This window comes from Bacteroides fragilis NCTC 9343, from assembly GCF_000025985.1.
In the GTDB taxonomy this organism is placed as follows: Bacteria; Bacteroidota; Bacteroidia; order Bacteroidales; family Bacteroidaceae; genus Bacteroides; species Bacteroides fragilis.
This window is the reverse complement of record NC_003228.3, coordinates 3,784,815-3,800,697: the sequence shown is the minus strand read 5'-3', so window position 1 is coordinate 3,800,697 and position 15,883 is coordinate 3,784,815. Positions and strand designations below refer to the sequence as shown.

Annotated in this window: 15 protein-coding genes; 8 read left to right on the top strand and 7 right to left on the bottom strand. The window is 40.6% G+C overall.

The window, feature by feature from the left end:
- The first annotated feature begins 10 nt into the window (after window positions 1-10).
- Both BF9343_RS15540 and BF9343_RS15535 read left to right on the top strand, forming a co-directional pair.
- Window positions 11-589 (top strand): hypothetical protein, encoded by a 579-nt coding sequence (locus tag BF9343_RS15540; RefSeq protein ID WP_005799006.1) that lies wholly within the window; start codon window positions 11-13, stop codon window positions 587-589.
- A 328-nt stretch (window positions 590-917) separates the two neighbouring features.
- Window positions 918-1,799 (top strand): polyphosphate kinase 2 family protein, encoded by an 882-nt coding sequence (locus BF9343_RS15535; protein ID WP_005789758.1) that lies wholly within the window; start codon window positions 918-920, stop codon window positions 1,797-1,799.
- Between the two features lie 186 nt (window positions 1,800-1,985).
- Here the strand turns inward: BF9343_RS15535 and BF9343_RS15530 are convergent, their stop codons facing one another.
- The 7 genes from BF9343_RS15530 to BF9343_RS15500 form a co-directional block, all read right to left on the bottom strand.
- A complete protein-coding gene (locus BF9343_RS15530) occupies window positions 1,986-2,528 on the bottom strand; it encodes a DUF3575 domain-containing protein (protein ID WP_005799003.1) in 543 nt (180 codons plus the stop codon).
- A 3-nt stretch (window positions 2,529-2,531) separates the two neighbouring features.
- Window positions 2,532-4,568, bottom strand: coding sequence for a carboxypeptidase-like regulatory domain-containing protein (locus BF9343_RS15525; RefSeq protein WP_032578978.1), 2,037 nt, complete (start codon window positions 4,566-4,568; stop codon window positions 2,532-2,534).
- Between the two features lie 25 nt (window positions 4,569-4,593).
- On the bottom strand, window positions 4,594-5,412 hold the full coding sequence (locus BF9343_RS15520) for a hypothetical protein (protein WP_172579065.1): 819 nt from the start codon (window positions 5,410-5,412) through the stop codon (window positions 4,594-4,596).
- 83 nt (window positions 5,413-5,495) lie between these two features.
- Window positions 5,496-6,578 carry a hypothetical protein gene (locus tag BF9343_RS15515; protein ID WP_005789744.1) on the bottom strand — a complete coding sequence of 361 codons (1,083 nt, stop codon included), beginning with the start codon at window positions 6,576-6,578 and terminating at the stop codon, window positions 5,496-5,498.
- A gap of 17 nt (window positions 6,579-6,595) precedes the next feature.
- Window positions 6,596-7,729, bottom strand: coding sequence for a DUF5031 domain-containing protein (locus tag BF9343_RS15510; protein ID WP_005789743.1), 1,134 nt, complete (start codon window positions 7,727-7,729; stop codon window positions 6,596-6,598).
- 13 nt (window positions 7,730-7,742) lie between these two features.
- On the bottom strand, window positions 7,743-8,882 hold the full coding sequence (locus BF9343_RS15505) for a hypothetical protein (RefSeq protein ID WP_008769551.1): 1,140 nt from the start codon (window positions 8,880-8,882) through the stop codon (window positions 7,743-7,745).
- A 30-nt stretch (window positions 8,883-8,912) separates the two neighbouring features.
- Window positions 8,913-10,112, bottom strand: coding sequence for a FimB/Mfa2 family fimbrial subunit (locus tag BF9343_RS15500; protein WP_010993315.1), 1,200 nt, complete (start codon window positions 10,110-10,112; stop codon window positions 8,913-8,915).
- 681 nt (window positions 10,113-10,793) lie between these two features.
- Here BF9343_RS15500 and BF9343_RS15495 point away from each other — a divergent pair.
- The 6 genes from BF9343_RS15495 to BF9343_RS15470 all read left to right on the top strand — a co-directional run bounded on the left by BF9343_RS15495 (window position 10,794) and on the right by BF9343_RS15470 (window position 15,875).
- The gene (locus BF9343_RS15495) at window positions 10,794-11,066 is read left to right on the top strand and encodes a co-chaperone GroES (RefSeq protein WP_005789740.1); all 273 of its coding nucleotides are present in this window, start codon (window positions 10,794-10,796) and stop codon (window positions 11,064-11,066) included.
- 42 nt (window positions 11,067-11,108) lie between these two features.
- The gene (groL, locus tag BF9343_RS15490; protein ID WP_005789739.1) at window positions 11,109-12,746 is read left to right on the top strand and encodes a chaperonin GroEL; all 1,638 of its coding nucleotides are present in this window, start codon (window positions 11,109-11,111) and stop codon (window positions 12,744-12,746) included.
- A 145-nt stretch (window positions 12,747-12,891) separates the two neighbouring features.
- Window positions 12,892-14,049 (top strand): 6-bladed beta-propeller, encoded by a 1,158-nt coding sequence (locus tag BF9343_RS15485; protein WP_032533745.1) that lies wholly within the window; start codon window positions 12,892-12,894, stop codon window positions 14,047-14,049.
- Between the two features lie 25 nt (window positions 14,050-14,074).
- Window positions 14,075-14,626, top strand: a complete 552-nt coding sequence (locus BF9343_RS15480; RefSeq protein ID WP_010993313.1) for a carboxypeptidase-like regulatory domain-containing protein — start codon at window positions 14,075-14,077, stop codon at window positions 14,624-14,626.
- The gene (locus BF9343_RS15475) at window positions 14,611-15,102 is read left to right on the top strand and encodes a Kelch repeat-containing protein (protein WP_005789737.1); all 492 of its coding nucleotides are present in this window, start codon (window positions 14,611-14,613) and stop codon (window positions 15,100-15,102) included. The genes BF9343_RS15480 and BF9343_RS15475 overlap by 16 nt, the downstream gene beginning before the upstream one ends.
- A 197-nt stretch (window positions 15,103-15,299) precedes the next feature.
- Complete coding sequence (locus BF9343_RS15470; RefSeq protein WP_005789736.1) at window positions 15,300-15,875, top strand: flavodoxin family protein; 576 nt, start codon at window positions 15,300-15,302, stop codon at window positions 15,873-15,875.
- Window positions 15,876-15,883 lie beyond the last annotated feature (8 nt).

The following is a 15,883-nucleotide window of genomic DNA, read 5'->3' as shown; positions in this document are numbered from 1 at the left end:
ATAAAGGAACATGGAACTGGATGAATTAAAACAAAAATGGACAGAACTGTCCGAGCAGGTAGAAAAAAATGAATTACTTAACCGTCAGATAATTATTGATATGATACAGTCAAAGAAAGAAACCCACCTGCAGCAACAATTGCGTGTGGAAAAGATGGCTTTCGGTGTCTTAGGTATCTTTCTGGGAATAGTGTGTTACACTTTTTGGAGAAATGTAGCTCCAGGTTGGATTTCATGGTATTTGCTGGGAATGGTGATATGGCTTTTGCTCATGCAGACTCTTATGTTTCGGATTATATATACCTTAAAGACAGTAACTGAACATGTAGAGCAACAATATAAAAGGTTACAATCTTATAAGGTATTGATGAATCTGACCTATATTTTTTCGTATGTGATAATCACTCCCGTTATAATCGCTTTTTTCTATATATGGCACAATCCTCTTTTTAGAACAGTATTGTGCGTGATGATACTGGCCGGCTTTTTAGGGGATTATTTTATTTATCATAAGACCGGTGACCGGTTAAAAGGGTTTAGAGATGCTGTCCGTGCGTTGCAGGATTTAAAGTCGGGAAAGCAGGAATAGAATTTAAGCCTCCTTTGCTTTAATTAGCTAATCGGATGAAACTTTTCTGCCCGATTTTTTGTATCTTTATTACCGGATAATAACAGGTGTTCCTGTAAAGAGAGGCACCTTAAAAAGAAAGGATCAGAAATGGATACAAACGAGTTAAAACAAAGACAGCATTTCATTCTAATCAGGACGTTACTGGTTGTTACGGCTCTTGCTCTGTTGGTCTATATTGCTTTTTCTATGGCCTATTCATCCAGAAGATTTCAAGAAAGTACTTCAATTATCGAATGGGTAAATGATTAGAAAAAGAAGATGTGAGGATAATTAACTGATTTGCGGAATGAAAAAGGAAATCTTGAAGAGACTGTTGGCCAAGCCCGGTGAGGAACATAGCGTTTCGGAGTTTGATGCTCGCTATACCGGTGATTTGACCAAATCGGAGGCCGAGGCATTGCTGGCTGAAAACATAGGAAAACTTTCCTCTTTGCAGGATAAGTTGTATGCGCAGGACCGTTATGCTGTCCTCGTTATTTTTCAGGCAATGGATGCTGCCGGAAAGGACGGGACGATCAAGCATGTGATGTCCGGCATCAATCCGCAAGGTTGTCAGGTATATTCTTTTAAACAGCCATCGGCTGAAGAACTCGATCATGATTATCTTTGGCGCATCAACAGATGCCTGCCGGAGAGAGGACGCATCGGTATATTCAATCGCTCACATTATGAAGATGTATTGGTTGCAAAAGTGCATCCTGAAATTGTTTTATCCGCTAAGTTACCGGGTATTATGGGACCGGGAGATATTACTCCGAAATTTTGGAAAAAGCGTTATCGTCAGATTAATGATTACGAACGCTACTTGACGGAGAATGGTACAGTCATTATTAAATTCTTCTTGAATGTTTCGAAAGAAGAGCAGAAGAGGCGCTTTCTGTCAAGGCTGGAAGATGAGGCTAAGAATTGGAAATTTTCCGTATCCGACCTGAAAGAGCGCAGCTATTGGGACGACTATATGAAGGCTTATTCGGATATGTTGACCCATACTTCGACGGAAGAAGCACCTTGGTATGTGATTCCTGCCGATAATAAGTGGTTCATGCGTTATGCAGTAGGACAGATTTTATGTGACCGCATGAATGAACTTGATTTACATTATCCGGAAATGCCTGTTGAGGCGCGGCATCAGATTGAGGATTTCAAAAGAGCATTGTTGAATGAATAAGCATAAAAGAGGGTATTTTATAACTTACCACTGATTACACAGATAAATATTATTGGTTATCAGTAGATTAAATATCATCCTGTGTAAATCTGTGTAATCTGTGGTGAATACGAGTTTTGATTCATCCGCTTGCTTTTTAACATAAAATTTTTAGAGAACTATGAAATTGCTGATGAAAAGTATTTGCTATTTGAGTATATAGATCAGGCTGACTCCGAGTTTGGTTAATCCAAAATAGTTGGAATGGTCTTTCCCAAGGAATAGTCCGCATTTGGGACGTTCATATTTATCGTAGTTCATAGATGCATATCCTATTCCCGCAGATACTTCAATGTTCCATCGTCTTTTCCATATCCATTGGTAACCATAAGATAAACCGATACCGTACAAGTCTCCCTGATAACGATATTTACTGAATCCACCGTTATATTGTCCATAGTGGGCATGAAGGCCCATAAAGTGCTTATAGAAAGGGATGCAAAACCAATACTTAGCTTCGGGTTGAACTAAGAATCCGCCCATTTTGCGGTTATCGGATAAAAAACTCCATCCTTTATACATGATATCTGCCCCGGCTGTCAGTCGGGGTGATATTTTGAATTCTGCTCCCAGGTTTATGGTCGTGGTTGCCCAGGAGAGGGCATTTGTTTTTAGTGCTATCTCTTGGGAAAGTATGGAAGTCAACGGAATCAGCAATAACAAAAGCAGGAAGAATGCTCTCTTTTTCATACCTTATTTCTTATCTAAATCTAATAAATCCAGTAAATCTAACACATCTCCATCTTTTTGTGCTATTTCCTTTAAAGATGGTTTTTGAGTGATGGCATTTCGTAGGTGAATGACGGCTTCATTGACGTTATTCAGCCTGTTTGCGGCAATCGCTTTCACATATTCGGTGTCCGGAGAGGTATCTTCTATCTTTTTCAGGACTTCCCAGGCTTTTGAGTTTTGCTTCATACTCAGCAATAAGATTGCTTGATTGATTCCCCCTTGTTTTTCGAATATTGGGTAGGCTTCCTGATATTTCCCGTCCATGGCGGCAGCAAGTGCTTTCACTATTTCAGTATCTTTATTGTCAGGCAGGAGTTCTGCAAAATGATTCGCCCTTTTGAAGTCGCGCTTTTGCAGATAGGCTACAGTTTGGTTGACAAGTATGGCTGAGGGAGCATCTTGTGTGATAAAAGGTTTCAGGAGAGTGGTATCGGCACGATTTTGTTTTATTAAGAGCGATGCCAGGTTGTTGGCTGCGATCATTAAATCGGGATGTATCGAGAGAGCCTCTCTGTAAAGTGCTTCCCGTTTTTCGTCCGTAGCATCTTTCTGACTCATGATATAACTCCAAAACTCGCTGGCTGTCAGTTTTTGGGGATCTTTTTTATAAAGAGCGTCGATTTCGTCTTTATTGAGCGTACGTAGTTCGGAATATTCATAGAAATATTCTACTCTTCGGAGTCGGGGCAGATAACGGTCCCGGATGAGCGGGTAAATCTTTATTCGTCTGGCTCCCCAGGATATTTCATTATGGTTTCCGCGGGCACGTTTGATCAGTTCTTTGAGCTGTGATACTTCTTGAATGCTGTCCTTTTCCATGAGTTCACAAACCGTTGTCCATGACTCTACTACGGCATCGTTATCTACTTTGGCTTTTCGGATGGTTTCTTCGGAAATGTTCTCGAATACTTTTCCTTCTGCATTTTTCATTCTTTTTTTGGCCAGCTTTAGGTTATATTCATATGTTCCTTCCGGCGAAGTGTATCCTATGATCTGAAAGGTGGTCAGTGTCTTTGTTCGATCTTTGTCTATGTCGTCCAATGCCTTTTTCATTTTTCTGAGTTCTTCGGCGTTTTTTCCTTCATTTTCATAGATGTTCGCGTCTTCAGGGCGAAAACGAAGATGCATTTCTCCTTTTTCATTGAAGTTGAGCGGAGTCTGCTTGGGGATGTAGCTGTTGTCCAAGTCCATTGCACTCAGATTATAGTTAAAGAACCGCATCGGGTAGATAATGCCGTTGGTGATACGAATCGTATCCCGATATTCATCCTGGCAGAAAGTGCTTATTTTGATGCGTACTTCGGTTGTATATAGGTCGTTGATGTCGTCCACCGTACACGAGTCCGCATAAGTCAACGTCTGGTTACAAATGGAGTCAGGGTCTATGACCTGTGCAAAGCGTGAATAATATTCTTTTTCAGCCCGGTCGCCGCAGACGTTTCCTCGCCGGAGTAAAATATCATAATTCTTGCCATCGTACACAATGGGAGAGAAGTTTTTTTGAGTTCCCCGGCTATTGTTTGACAGAATGGGTTGAATGATGACCCGGGAATCACTTTGAAAGCGTTTGGAGGGGATTTTATATCTCGTTTTAAGGTAGAGCATGTCTTTGATCAGCTCCAGGTCGGATGGAGCGAAAACAAATTTCATGCTGTTTTTTAATGTGGAAGTAACTGTTATTTCGGGCAACAGGCTTTGAGATTCTTTGAGAGTGATTTCTATCCATTTCTTCTCACCGGAATGGATGGTGACCGGCTCATAACCAACAGAGGAAAAGGTGATGGTGGAGTTTTGAGGAATTTCCAATGTAAACTTCCCTTCTTTTCCGGTGGAGGCTTTCCATTTCTGCCCTTCTACTCGGATATTGACTCCCGAAATGGGAATTGAGGCCCTGTCTTTAACGATACCGCTGATGGTATGTGGAGTTTGGGCGGAAAGAGGGACAAACATCAAAGCATATAATATGACAATTATCAGGATTTGTATTCTCTTTTTCATAATTAGTTGTGTTAAATAACCGGAGTTAAGGTATGATTGTTTCATCATCGTCATGTATACCGTCCCAGTCGGGATTGATTGTTATGGAGAATCCCGAGTTGCCGAGGATACTGTGATTAAAGTCTGTACTAATACGGGTCAGTTGATTGCGTAGAATGGATATGTTGTTCAGTGTTTTTTGATAGATAGGGAAGCCGGAATGATCATCGGCATATAATTTTAAGGTAATACTGGCATTTTCCGGTCCGGACGTCGGGAAAGTACCTATGCTGAAGTCGGCAACTTCTTCGGCGTTAGTGACTTCTGCAACTGTAGTGTGGTATTCGGCTATCGTTTCACCTTTGTATAGAGTATCGATTTGACAGGTTGCTGCTACTTTGTGTATCTCTATTCCAATTCCGGTAATGTTTTCGGGTAACTGTTTCAGCTGGAATTGAGTGACGCCCTGTGTACGTCGTAGAATTACGAAATCCTGGTAACCGCATTCGCAATCGACGGTGAAATCATAACAAGACGTGAAGTAGTCTTTGGTCTGTTCAACTCCCGGATAGTTTAGGTTGAGAGCTTCAGGAGTAGTCGTATCAGGCAACTCTTCTTCTGAAACATTGGTAGCAAGTGCCAGACAATAATCTCCAAATGCTAATTTAGGAAAGGTCAGTTTGTAAGCATCTGTATTCAGGTCGGTAACGTTATCGATGATTCCGGAATGGATAAGCACGTTGTCTTTATAGAGATAATAACGTATACTGTTGATTCTGGTAGACAAGTTCTCTTCCAGTTTTCCTTCATCAGTGGCGGGTTGCTGGAATTTTTCTGCGACAATTGTCAAGGTGACATCGCCCATCCAGCAGTTTTTCAAGTCTTCTTTCCAGCAACTACTAAGAAGAAAGACTAAAGACAGAAGGTATAAAATGTATTTTGTTTTCATTATAAAAAATTGAGTTCTAAATGTCCCCATGGAATATTATCAGGATCCCAATCGATAGGTGTGCCTATAATAGGAGGTTGATTCCAGTTTAAAACTGATTCTGTCTTATCAAGGATAAGGGTTGTCACTTGATTGGGTTTCGCTTGGGTTGTTGTTTCGATAGGAGGTGTTTGCTTTTCTTTTTGGAAAATGGTTACAGTAATATCTTTACCGTCAGAAGGAGTTAATATGTTTTGCAATTGCTTGGCTTCGTCTTCATCTCCAAAATAACTGAAAAAAAGTTTCTTATCTCCGAGTTGACATTCAAAATTCTTTCTGATGCTTGCCGTTAAAGTTCCGAAAGACAGCTCGGTGTCTTTACTTACGATCTGTCCTAATAGATTTATTCCATTTATACTTTGTTCTTTTATACTATAAGAGATATCTGTTGCTCTTTCAAGGCTTCCCCAAAAATCGTCTCCTGTTGCACACAGTCTGATTAGAGAAGAATACCGCTTAAGAACCAATGGGGTGGGAAGCGGGTGATACTGTCCGGACTCCTCTAACCTATCTGTTTTCTTAATGGTGACGATGCCCGATGTAGCGAAAAAGATTTCATATCCGGAATAGTCTTTCTCAGTATCCGTTAGCCATGGTACATCCTCTTCCGAAAAATTTTGATATAGGTGCAATGCTTCGTTTTTCGGACCGTTAACGAGTAGCATGAATTTGTAGTTTCCCGGACGAAGTGTTGTCTGCATGGTATACTTACATGCATCGGAGGATTTGATATATCCCTGAGGAATAACATTATCCTCTATTTTTTCTATGCTCCAGGCAGATTGCCCTGTCTCTTTAATAATTACCAACCGGCTGTCATATATTGCCGTTACGTAGTAGTCTGTTGATCGGGTGCTTCGGGTTTTCATTGGTATGATTTCATTGTCAGTTGAAAACCCTTGGCCGTCGATGGTAGTGGTTAGTTGAATGGTCACCTGTTCATTGGGGCTGTCGATGAATTCCATTTCCTTGCTACAAGAGGTATATGAACATAATACACTCCCACATCCTATCCAAATAGATAGTAATTTGTTTTTCATCATATTCTTATTGTTGTTTTTCAATCCCATTTCCAATCTATTCCGAAGTCACCCGAAACGGAAAGATCTATGATACGGTTGTTCCGCAAACGTATATTGGTCACCGTATAATGGTCTTTCACAACCGTCAATGGCTTGTCGGTAAGAGAAAGAATAAGTTTTTTCGTGCTATAGCTCCCGTTCGGAAGAGGAGTGGTATCGTAGTACGAAAAGTTGAGTATGGTCTTGATACCTTCTTCCGGATCCGTTGCTTCTTCGTCCGGATGATCTAATGTCATTTTAGAGAAGAGATAGGGGCCGCAGATGCGTGTCGCACCTTTTACGGCTTTTTCATTCGTATCTAATGGAGCATTAGTAAGTGGCTCTATGACTCCTGTGTTGTTTGCAAAATCAGGGGTATAGTCGCTTTTGAGAACTATTTCTTTAGAAAAACAGATGTTGATCCGTTCGGGATTCCTGGTTTCGTTGGTTAATGAAACTTTGGGGATCACGCCATTGATTTCTATATCGATCCGAAACACTCTGTCTAAAGTTGAAGAACATTCTGTGTCAATGTCAATCGGGTTGTGGCTTTTTTCATCGCATTTCATTACGTCAAATACCAATTCTCCCACAGCCCGCTTTAATTTGAATTCGATAGACGTTTTCCCTTGCGCTATATCCTCGGGAGTGAGTTGTTGAATGGCGTAATAGTTATCTTTTGAAAGCGGGACATAGTTGTTATCGTTTTCTTTTATCATGCTGATTTCTGACTCACTGAAAGTCATTCCTTCTTTGCTTATGATCTCAGATTCCGGCTTTTCTTTAGGGGTGGCGTGAACTAGCAGCAGATAAGACCGATCTGTAGACTCACTGGGGATGGATAAAGTGTATTCCCGGATTTGCTTTAGGGTGAGATCTCCGGTATGCCTCCAAAAAGTGTAATTGGAGCCGTCATTATCGGGGGAAGGATTGGCAGTATTGGAACGGAAAATAAAAAGATGGTATACCAGTTTTTGCAATACCGCATTGTCGTTATCGGTGGAGGGCTCTCCGTCAGGAGATGTCAGGTTGAGACTGAAAGCGGGCGTCTCGGGAGTTTCATTGAGTGGCTCGCATGCGGAGAATCCGAGCAATAGGATTCCTAAAGTCAGAAAAAGTGTATGTGGTTTCATTGACTATATATTATTAGTTCCAGAATCCGTCATTCCCGGTGATTTGATTATTGAATTTGAGTTCTTCCAAGTCCAAATCGGCATCGGGAGAGATGGAAATGTCAACATCTTCATTTAGAAGCCAAAGAGTGAACAGATACATCTTGTTGCGCTCCAAGGGGATGTTTTCTAACGTAAAGGTTTTGTTTTTCAACGTTCCTGTGTAATCGATGTCAATGGTTACACGGATTGTCTGATCAAGAGGAGCGGGGAATAGCAACGGACCTTCACAATAAGCGGCTCCCTCATATCTTTGATAATCTGTTTTCTCTATAATCGGGCTGAACAAGGATACGAACTGGTCTGCATCAAATCTTTTAAAAGAATAGTCCCCATTCTGGAGCTGTACCAAACAGTGATATGACATTGGGCTTTTAAATATCAGTCCGGTTTCACTTAAATAGCAACATTGGCTGCTGCCTTCTATTGTGAGATTTATGGCACTGATTTTTTTCAATGCATTATCGAAGCTGTTTTCGGGTGAATCTATTAATGTGTATTGTCCGTTTTCTTTTTTAGCTCTTTGAATGATGAAACACACTTGTCCCTGCAAATGGCTGATTTTTCGGGCAATCAGTGTCCTGTTCGTTTGGGATAAGTCATATTCTGTCTGACTATTTTGTGTCGATTCTTCATTTTTGTCAGTGAATAGAGCGGTTGTACAGTGATTGAGTTCCGTTTGTCCGTTTAAGGTTCGGGTAGGATATTGAAAATAATAGTTCCGATCATACGAAGTGGAAACTAAGTTTCCCGGATTATTGTCTGTCACAAATGATATTTTCCCAGAGTTTCCCGGGGAGTTTGAGAATCCTTTTGCCAACAGAAATCGATAGATCCCTGTTGGCAATAAGATATTCTTCTGCAATTGTTCTTGTTCGAAAAGCCATGGACTCTCTTGGATACTTTCTACTTTGGTAAATTGGTCTTTCTCTTTTCTAAATATAAGAACAGAAATTTCGTCGTCATTTTCTCCTTTGGTAGAAGGTAGTTGCCGGGTTTTAAACACGACACTGACAGAAGTATCTCCTTCGATAACTTCCTGGTGATTGGTACAGGCACTCCCCAGCAAAAGTGTTCCCAAAAGTATTTGTCGGATGTAGCGTTTCATTGTCATAGGGTTTGGCAGAAAAATTCTAATGGATTTTTATTCGACGTCTACATTCGTATTGTGAATGCCAACATAGGTCTTTTCTATTTCTACGATAAAAGTAGATTTAGGATTAAATAAGTGTTCGTCGTCATTACCGTTGTTATTGTCTCCGGCATCAGTCGAAGACTTCAGCCTGACAGTAATTATAGAAACATAATTTGAGGTAACAGCGAAACCGGGAACTTTGATGGTTCGTTCTTGATTAGCCTTGTTGAGTTGAATGTTGGCATTCAGTGTTTGCGATGATGAGGGAAATGGAAGTAAGTACGATCCCATGAAGTAAGCTCCGCCCTTGGCTATGCCTTTTTTAATATTAGTTTCCATATTGTTGTTAATGGCATCGGCATTTTGGGGGAATGGCTGGTAATCAAGTGCCTTGACTGCATCTGCATTGGCTTCTCCGTATTGAAATGATGGAGCAGCATAAGTGACTTGGCATTGAACTCCTGTAACATAATCCGGATTTTCTCCATTAAGATTATATTTAAGAGGTACGTTGGATGATGTGAAGATTAACGAAGTCAACGAAGTAGTACCTGTTCCACCGAAAATATTGCCGGTAGCATAAGGTACTTCTATATGGTCGTCATCCGATGCCACTTTGATAAACTTAATGTCGATGCGTGATACAATGCGTTCCAGAGTTAATTTGATTTTTATTTCATTGTCATCTCCGCCGATTCCACTGGAGATATCGATTTCATCTGTTGTTTTGCCACAGAATATTTCATTCATATCTTCATGGTATTGACCAGTGGCGGAAGGAAAATGGGTAATAACAATACTCTTCAATATGTTTTCCCAAGTTTGGTTACTGATACCTGTTATGGTCGTGTTGAGAGCGGCTTGGTTCTTCTCGTCCAGGTTATAAAATGCGATGAATTTGTAGGTGCCTACCGGGAAAGCTGCATTGTATTTCCAAACTCCGCCATCAATGACACTTGTTTCATGTTTGGCTTCTTCATAACTAAAGTTGCCTTCACCGTTTTTTTTGAATGCATAAAGCACGAAATCGTTTTCATTCAAGGTTGTTGGTGCCGCTCCTCTGGTTTGAGCAGATGAATGAGTGACTAATTGGGTGCTACAACTAATGTTTTTCAATTCTGTTTCAGGAATTTCTGTCGTCGTTTTCTCGCTACAACTCAGAGTCATTACGGATAATACCGTGATGAGCATGATTTTAAATGATTTCATAATGTTAAGTATTTGTTGTTTCTTTAGTGAATGATCGGGTCGTGGGCGATTTCCTTCTTCCGAGGAAGTGGGTATGAGTTTAAAATAGCTATGCTGAGCTTGCAGAGCTTCTGGAAAATAATTAGAAAATAATTTGTTGATTAGGTATGCTACGCTCTTACCTCTTACAGAGGCAATGTGAGATAATGTAATATAAAGACTGGAAAAAAGACTTTTCTCATACTTAATAGGTAAGAGAATAATTTTAATGAATATATGGCTATGCAAATGATTCTGACCTGAAACCGTATCTCTAATTAGGAATGAATATCTAGATATGAATTATTTTATAATAAAGAATTATATTTACTTTAAAAAATATGCATAGATAACAATTTAATTAAAAGAGTTGAGATAATAGTCGCATATTAAATAGTTTCATTATAAAAAAAGAAATGAAATATTTTGGTTACATTAAAAAGAATCCATACATTTGCAGCAACAAAAGGACTGATTTATCATTCTCTTACCTATTAAGTAAGCGTCTTTTTTTCCCAAAGGTCATCAGTCATTTTGTCAGTCCTTCTCTGACAAACAATCATTCTTTCTTTTTGGCACGCTTTTCGCAATAGGTTATTCGTCCGGCTAAAAGGACAAAATATTACTATAATAAGTATAACATATAAAAAATAAAAAGTAACTATGAACATTAAACCATTAGCAGACAGAGTGCTGATACTCCCTGCACCTGCAGAAGAAAAAACAATTGGTGGTATCATTATTCCTGATACAGCAAAAGAAAAACCTTTGAAGGGTGAAGTTGTGGCAGTTGGTCACGGTACGAAAGACGAAGAAATGGTATTAAAGGCAGGCGATACTGTTCTTTATGGAAAGTATGCTGGAACGGAACTTGAAGTAGAAGGTACAAAATACCTCATTATGCGTCAGAGCGATGTTCTCGCTGTTTTGGGTTAATAAACGTAGTGTCTAATCAATTAATTAAATAGTAAAATCGTTATGGCAAAAGAAATATTATTCAATATCGAAGCTCGCGATCAATTGAAAAAAGGTGTTGATGCTTTGGCTAATGCAGTAAAAGTAACACTAGGCCCGAAAGGACGTAATGTGATTATTGAAAAGAAATTCGGTGCTCCTCACATTACTAAAGATGGTGTGACTGTAGCAAAAGAAATTGAACTGACAGATGCTTACCAGAATACCGGTGCACAGTTGGTGAAAGAAGTGGCTTCAAAAACAGGTGATGATGCCGGTGACGGTACAACTACTGCAACTGTTTTGGCTCAGGCTATTATTGCTGAGGGTCTGAAGAATGTAACTGCCGGTGCAAGCCCTATGGATATTAAACGTGGTATCGATAAGGCAGTTGCCAAAGTGGTTGATTCTATTAAACACCAGGCAGAGAAAGTGGGTGACAACTATGACAAGATTGAGCAGGTTGCTACTGTTTCTGCTAACAATGATCCGGTTATCGGTAAACTGATTGCCGATGCTATGCGTAAGGTTTCTAAAGACGGTGTGATTACTATCGAAGAAGCTAAAGGTACTGACACTACAATCGGTGTGGTGGAAGGTATGCAGTTCGATCGTGGTTATCTGTCAGCTTACTTTGTGACTAACACAGAGAAAATGGAGTGTGAGATGGAGAAACCGTATATCCTGATTTACGATAAGAAAATTTCTAATCTGAAAGACTTCTTGCCTATCCTTGAACCGGCCGTTCAGTCTGGTCGTCCTCTGTTGGTTATTGCAGAAGATGTAGACAGTGAAGCGTTGACTACACTGGTAGTGAACCGTCTGCGTTCTCAGTTGAAGATCTGTGCAGTGAAAGCTCCGGGATTCGGTGACCGTAGAAAAGAGATGTTGGAAGATATTGCCGTATTGACAGGTGGTGTAGTGATCAGTGAAGAGAAAGGTCTGAAACTGGAACAGGCTACTATCGAAATGTTGGGTACTGCTGACAAAGTGACTGTTTCTAAAGACAACACTACAATTGTAAACGGTGCCGGTGCTAAAGAAAACATCAAAGAACGTTGCGATCAGATTAAAGCTCAGATTGCTGCTACTAAATCAGACTACGATCGTGAAAAATTGCAGGAACGTCTGGCTAAATTATCAGGTGGTGTAGCTGTTCTGTATGTAGGTGCTGCTTCAGAAGTAGAAATGAAAGAGAAAAAAGACCGTGTGGACGATGCTCTTCGTGCTACTCGTGCTGCTATCGAAGAAGGTATTGTAGCCGGTGGTGGTGTAGCTTACATTCGTGCTATTGAATCACTTGACGGATTGAAGGGTGAGAATGATGACGAGACTACCGGTATTGCTATCATCAAGCGTGCGATTGAAGAACCGCTTCGCCAGATTGTTGCCAATGCAGGTAAAGAAGGTGCAGTCGTTGTTCAGAAGGTGAGTGAAGGTAAAGGTGACTTTGGTTACAATGCCCGTACCGATGTTTACGAAAATATGCATGCTGCAGGTGTGGTAGATCCTGCTAAAGTGACACGTGTTGCTTTGGAAAATGCCGCTTCTATCGCAGGTATGTTCCTGACTACTGAATGTGTGATTGTAGAAAAGAAAGAAGATAAACCCGAAATGCCGATGGGCGCTCCCGGAATGGGAGGAATGGGTGGAATGATGTAATTTGTTCCCAAGATTGAAAAAAGAAGCTGCTTTCGGAAACGGAAGCAGCTTCTTTTTGTTGGCTACTGCGGATATTGCGTGGAACGCTTTGTCGAGATTATATAATTGTGTACATTCGTATATCCAAAGCAAAACAAACTTATATATGAAGACACATCTTATATTCTTATGGTTCATCACTTTTGGGGTGATGGCTTGTACTTCTCAGCCGGGGATTAATACCGGTGAGAACAAAGTAGAAGGAGATACTATACCGGTATTGGATTTTGCTTCGGCAATCCATAAACAAGTTCCTGATACGTTTATGTGGAATAGTGTGGCCAGAAAGATTACCTATATACCATTGGCCTCTTCCCATCTGATGGATGGCCATCCTGTAATAGAATATCTCGATGATGATATGTGCATTATTATGGAAGGGAAAAGCCAATGGATAAATTGTGTCGATTATAAAGGTAATTTCTTAAGTACTTTCCGGCATGTAGGCAATGGGCCAGGAGAATATGTTAATTTATCTTCAGTTGTATATCATTCAAAAGATTCCACTATTCGTATTTTTGATAATGGCAGTTATAAGCATATTATTTATAATAAGCAGGGGAAATTTCTCCGAGAGATCAGTTTGGCCGATTCCGAGTTTAATTACTTATTGCACATGCAGAGCGACACTTATTTCTTTCGTGGCAGTTTCAGTAAAGGCAAATCAGAAATTATTGTGACGGATACGACGCTGCGGGTGAAGTTTCCCATTTTGCCTTTTGATTCGACGGCCGATTATATTACACGGGGAGCCATTATGTTGAATACCACTGGAGAAGAGTGCGCCCCTGACATTTGTTTGTTTAATCACATTTATAGCGATAGTGTTTTTCTCCTGACTCCTGATGGATTGAAACTTGACTTTATTCTGCGTAAGGGCAAATATGCGCCGTCTTTGGAAGATGTAAAGCAATTCATGAAATGGAATCAATATGATCCATTCATTAAAGGATTGTTTATTAAAACTTTTCCGGGATATTATTATTTGCAGTATACATACAAGGAGCAAGTCCTGGGTGAAATATGGAGTCGGAAAACGAATCAAATCGTATCGAGAAGTATCTTGACCCGTCCCAATCAATTTACAACGCTCCGTGGAATCCGGTTTCGTTTTCCTTCGGGTACTGTCATCAGATTATTACCAGATTATATAAGTGGAAATAAAATTGCTTTCTTTATTCCTGCGGATGAAGCTATGGGTGAAATTCCCGGGATAAAGATAAGGGAGGATGATAATCCGATATTGATGGTGATGGAGTTGTAGTTCATCTTTTTTTTGGGGGGGCGATATGTTGACAAAGTACTTGCGCGTGATTCTATTTCTATGTGTTCTCCTTTGGGGGACATCGGTTGTTGATGCCCAGACTAAAGGAATCGTTGTCGATAGTGTGAAGGGCCGGTCTTTATCCGATGTGAATATTTACTTGCAGAAAGATTCCGTTGGAATCGGATCGACAGACCGAAATGGAGAATTTATGTTTAGCCGTGATCAGATAACGATAAGTGATACCATTGTCTTTTTGCATGTCGGTTACTTTCCGTTGAAGTGTACATTATCCGAATTACAGCATCTTGGATATAAAGTGGTTCTACATGAGCATCCCCAATTGCTGCATGAGGTAGTGGTTAGTAGAGAGCGTCCACCATTCTTCCTGGAATGGACTTCACTGTCTCCTTTACCCAAGCCTTTATACTCTTTCGGAGGATTTCTGCATGCAGGAAAAATTTATGTGGTTGCCGGTGACGAAACACTGGTCCGAATGGTTACTGATAAACACAGGCGGTCGACTTCACTTCTTTCATTTACGATGACTGCTTGTATGCGATGGGAGGAGCTATAAGAGAAAAAGCTTATTCTAATAAAATACACACGCTTGATTTAAAACGAGGTGTCTGGTATGAATTGGAAGGTACTCTTCCTGCCGGGCGGTGCGGCAGGATGAATGGCATACTGGTGGGAGATAAGGTGTATTTTTGGGGTGGTTATCATACAGCCCCTATGTGGACAGCAGCGAGCTACGATTTGCGGACGGGAGAATGGCGGCGATTGTGTGACTTGAAAGACGGGGTTTCCTATCCCGGGCTGGCTTCTGATGGCAGCTACATTTATATTTTTGAGAATCGCAACTTACAGGTCTACCATATTGAAACAGATACAATGCGTATATACGAACTGGCTGCTTTGGATGTGGAAAATGCAGGACTTTTCTACTGGAGGAATACGCTTTACATAGTGGGTGGGTGTAACTGTCAAGGGATATATGTAGCTCCTCATCGAGATGTAATTGCCATTGACGTAAGTCAGATTAATCCTTAACGGGTCAAGGATATTGGGCCGCTCTGTTTTCTTTTCATTCCCCCTCTTATTAATATATTGATTACGGTAAATAGTGTTAAAATAAGAGTGCGCATCAATAATAAAACAAAATAGAAGGCTCGGAAACAATATTACTTTAACCATCGCATATTTAACTGATTATATTTGTATTTTAAACCTATAAAAGAACAGACAAAATGAAGATTGTGGCGTTTAATGGAAGCCCTCGTAAGGGTGGCAACACAGAGCTTTTAATTAAAGAAGTTTTTAAACCGATACAGGAAGCCGGTATAGAGACCGAATTAGTACAGTTGGGTGGGAAACTATTGCGCGGTTGTGCCTCATGTTATACCTGTTTCAAGACAAAGGACGGGAAATGTGCGATTAAGACCGATCCAATGAATGAGTTCATCCAAAAGGCCCAGGAAGCAGACGGTATTATTCTGGCTTCGCCTACTTATTACGGCAGTGTGAGTGCTGAAATGAAGGCATTTATGGATCGGTTGGGACTGACCACGATCGGTCAGGGACGTACACTGACACGTAAGGTGGGGGCGGCTGTAATTAGTGTCCGTAGGGGCGGTGCTGTAACGGTGTATGATGAACTGAACCGTTTTATGCTCGGAAGCGGAATGATTGTTCCCGGATCTACCTACTGGAATTTCGGTATTGGTGAAATGCCGGGAGAGGTTTTTGATGACGCAGAAGGGTTGAGAAACATGAAAGACCTGGGAGTGCAGTTGGCATGGCTTCTGAAGGCGATACATAATTAACGCGAATG

Excerpts from the sequence above, each read along its gene's own strand:
- BF9343_RS15510 (WP_005789743.1), bottom strand. The coding sequence starts at position 7,729 with ATGAAACCACATACACTTTTTCTGACTTTAGGAATCCTATTGCTCGGA.
- BF9343_RS15500 (WP_010993315.1), bottom strand. The coding sequence starts at position 10,112 with ATGAAATCATTTAAAATCATGCTCATCACGGTATTATCCGTAATGACT.
- BF9343_RS15475 (WP_005789737.1), top strand. The coding sequence starts at position 14,611 with ATGGGAGGAGCTATAAGAGAAAAAGCTTATTCTAATAAAATACACACG.
- BF9343_RS15530 (WP_005799003.1), bottom strand. The coding sequence starts at position 2,528 with ATGAAAAAGAGAGCATTCTTCCTGCTTTTGTTATTGCTGATTCCGTTG.
- BF9343_RS15470 (WP_005789736.1), top strand. The coding sequence starts at position 15,300 with ATGAAGATTGTGGCGTTTAATGGAAGCCCTCGTAAGGGTGGCAACACA.
- BF9343_RS15495 (WP_005789740.1), top strand. The coding sequence starts at position 10,794 with ATGAACATTAAACCATTAGCAGACAGAGTGCTGATACTCCCTGCACCT.
- BF9343_RS15505 (WP_008769551.1), bottom strand. The coding sequence starts at position 8,882 with ATGACAATGAAACGCTACATCCGACAAATACTTTTGGGAACACTTTTG.
- BF9343_RS15485 (WP_032533745.1), top strand. The coding sequence starts at position 12,892 with ATGAAGACACATCTTATATTCTTATGGTTCATCACTTTTGGGGTGATG.
- groL (WP_005789739.1), top strand. The coding sequence starts at position 11,109 with ATGGCAAAAGAAATATTATTCAATATCGAAGCTCGCGATCAATTGAAA.
- BF9343_RS15525 (WP_032578978.1), bottom strand. The coding sequence starts at position 4,568 with ATGAAAAAGAGAATACAAATCCTGATAATTGTCATATTATATGCTTTG.
- BF9343_RS15535 (WP_005789758.1), top strand. The coding sequence starts at position 918 with ATGAAAAAGGAAATCTTGAAGAGACTGTTGGCCAAGCCCGGTGAGGAA.
- BF9343_RS15515 (WP_005789744.1), bottom strand. The coding sequence starts at position 6,578 with ATGATGAAAAACAAATTACTATCTATTTGGATAGGATGTGGGAGTGTA.
- BF9343_RS15540 (WP_005799006.1), top strand. The coding sequence starts at position 11 with ATGGAACTGGATGAATTAAAACAAAAATGGACAGAACTGTCCGAGCAG.
- BF9343_RS15520 (WP_172579065.1), bottom strand. The coding sequence starts at position 5,412 with ATGGGCGATGTCACCTTGACAATTGTCGCAGAAAAATTCCAGCAACCC.
- BF9343_RS15480 (WP_010993313.1), top strand. The coding sequence starts at position 14,075 with ATGTTGACAAAGTACTTGCGCGTGATTCTATTTCTATGTGTTCTCCTT.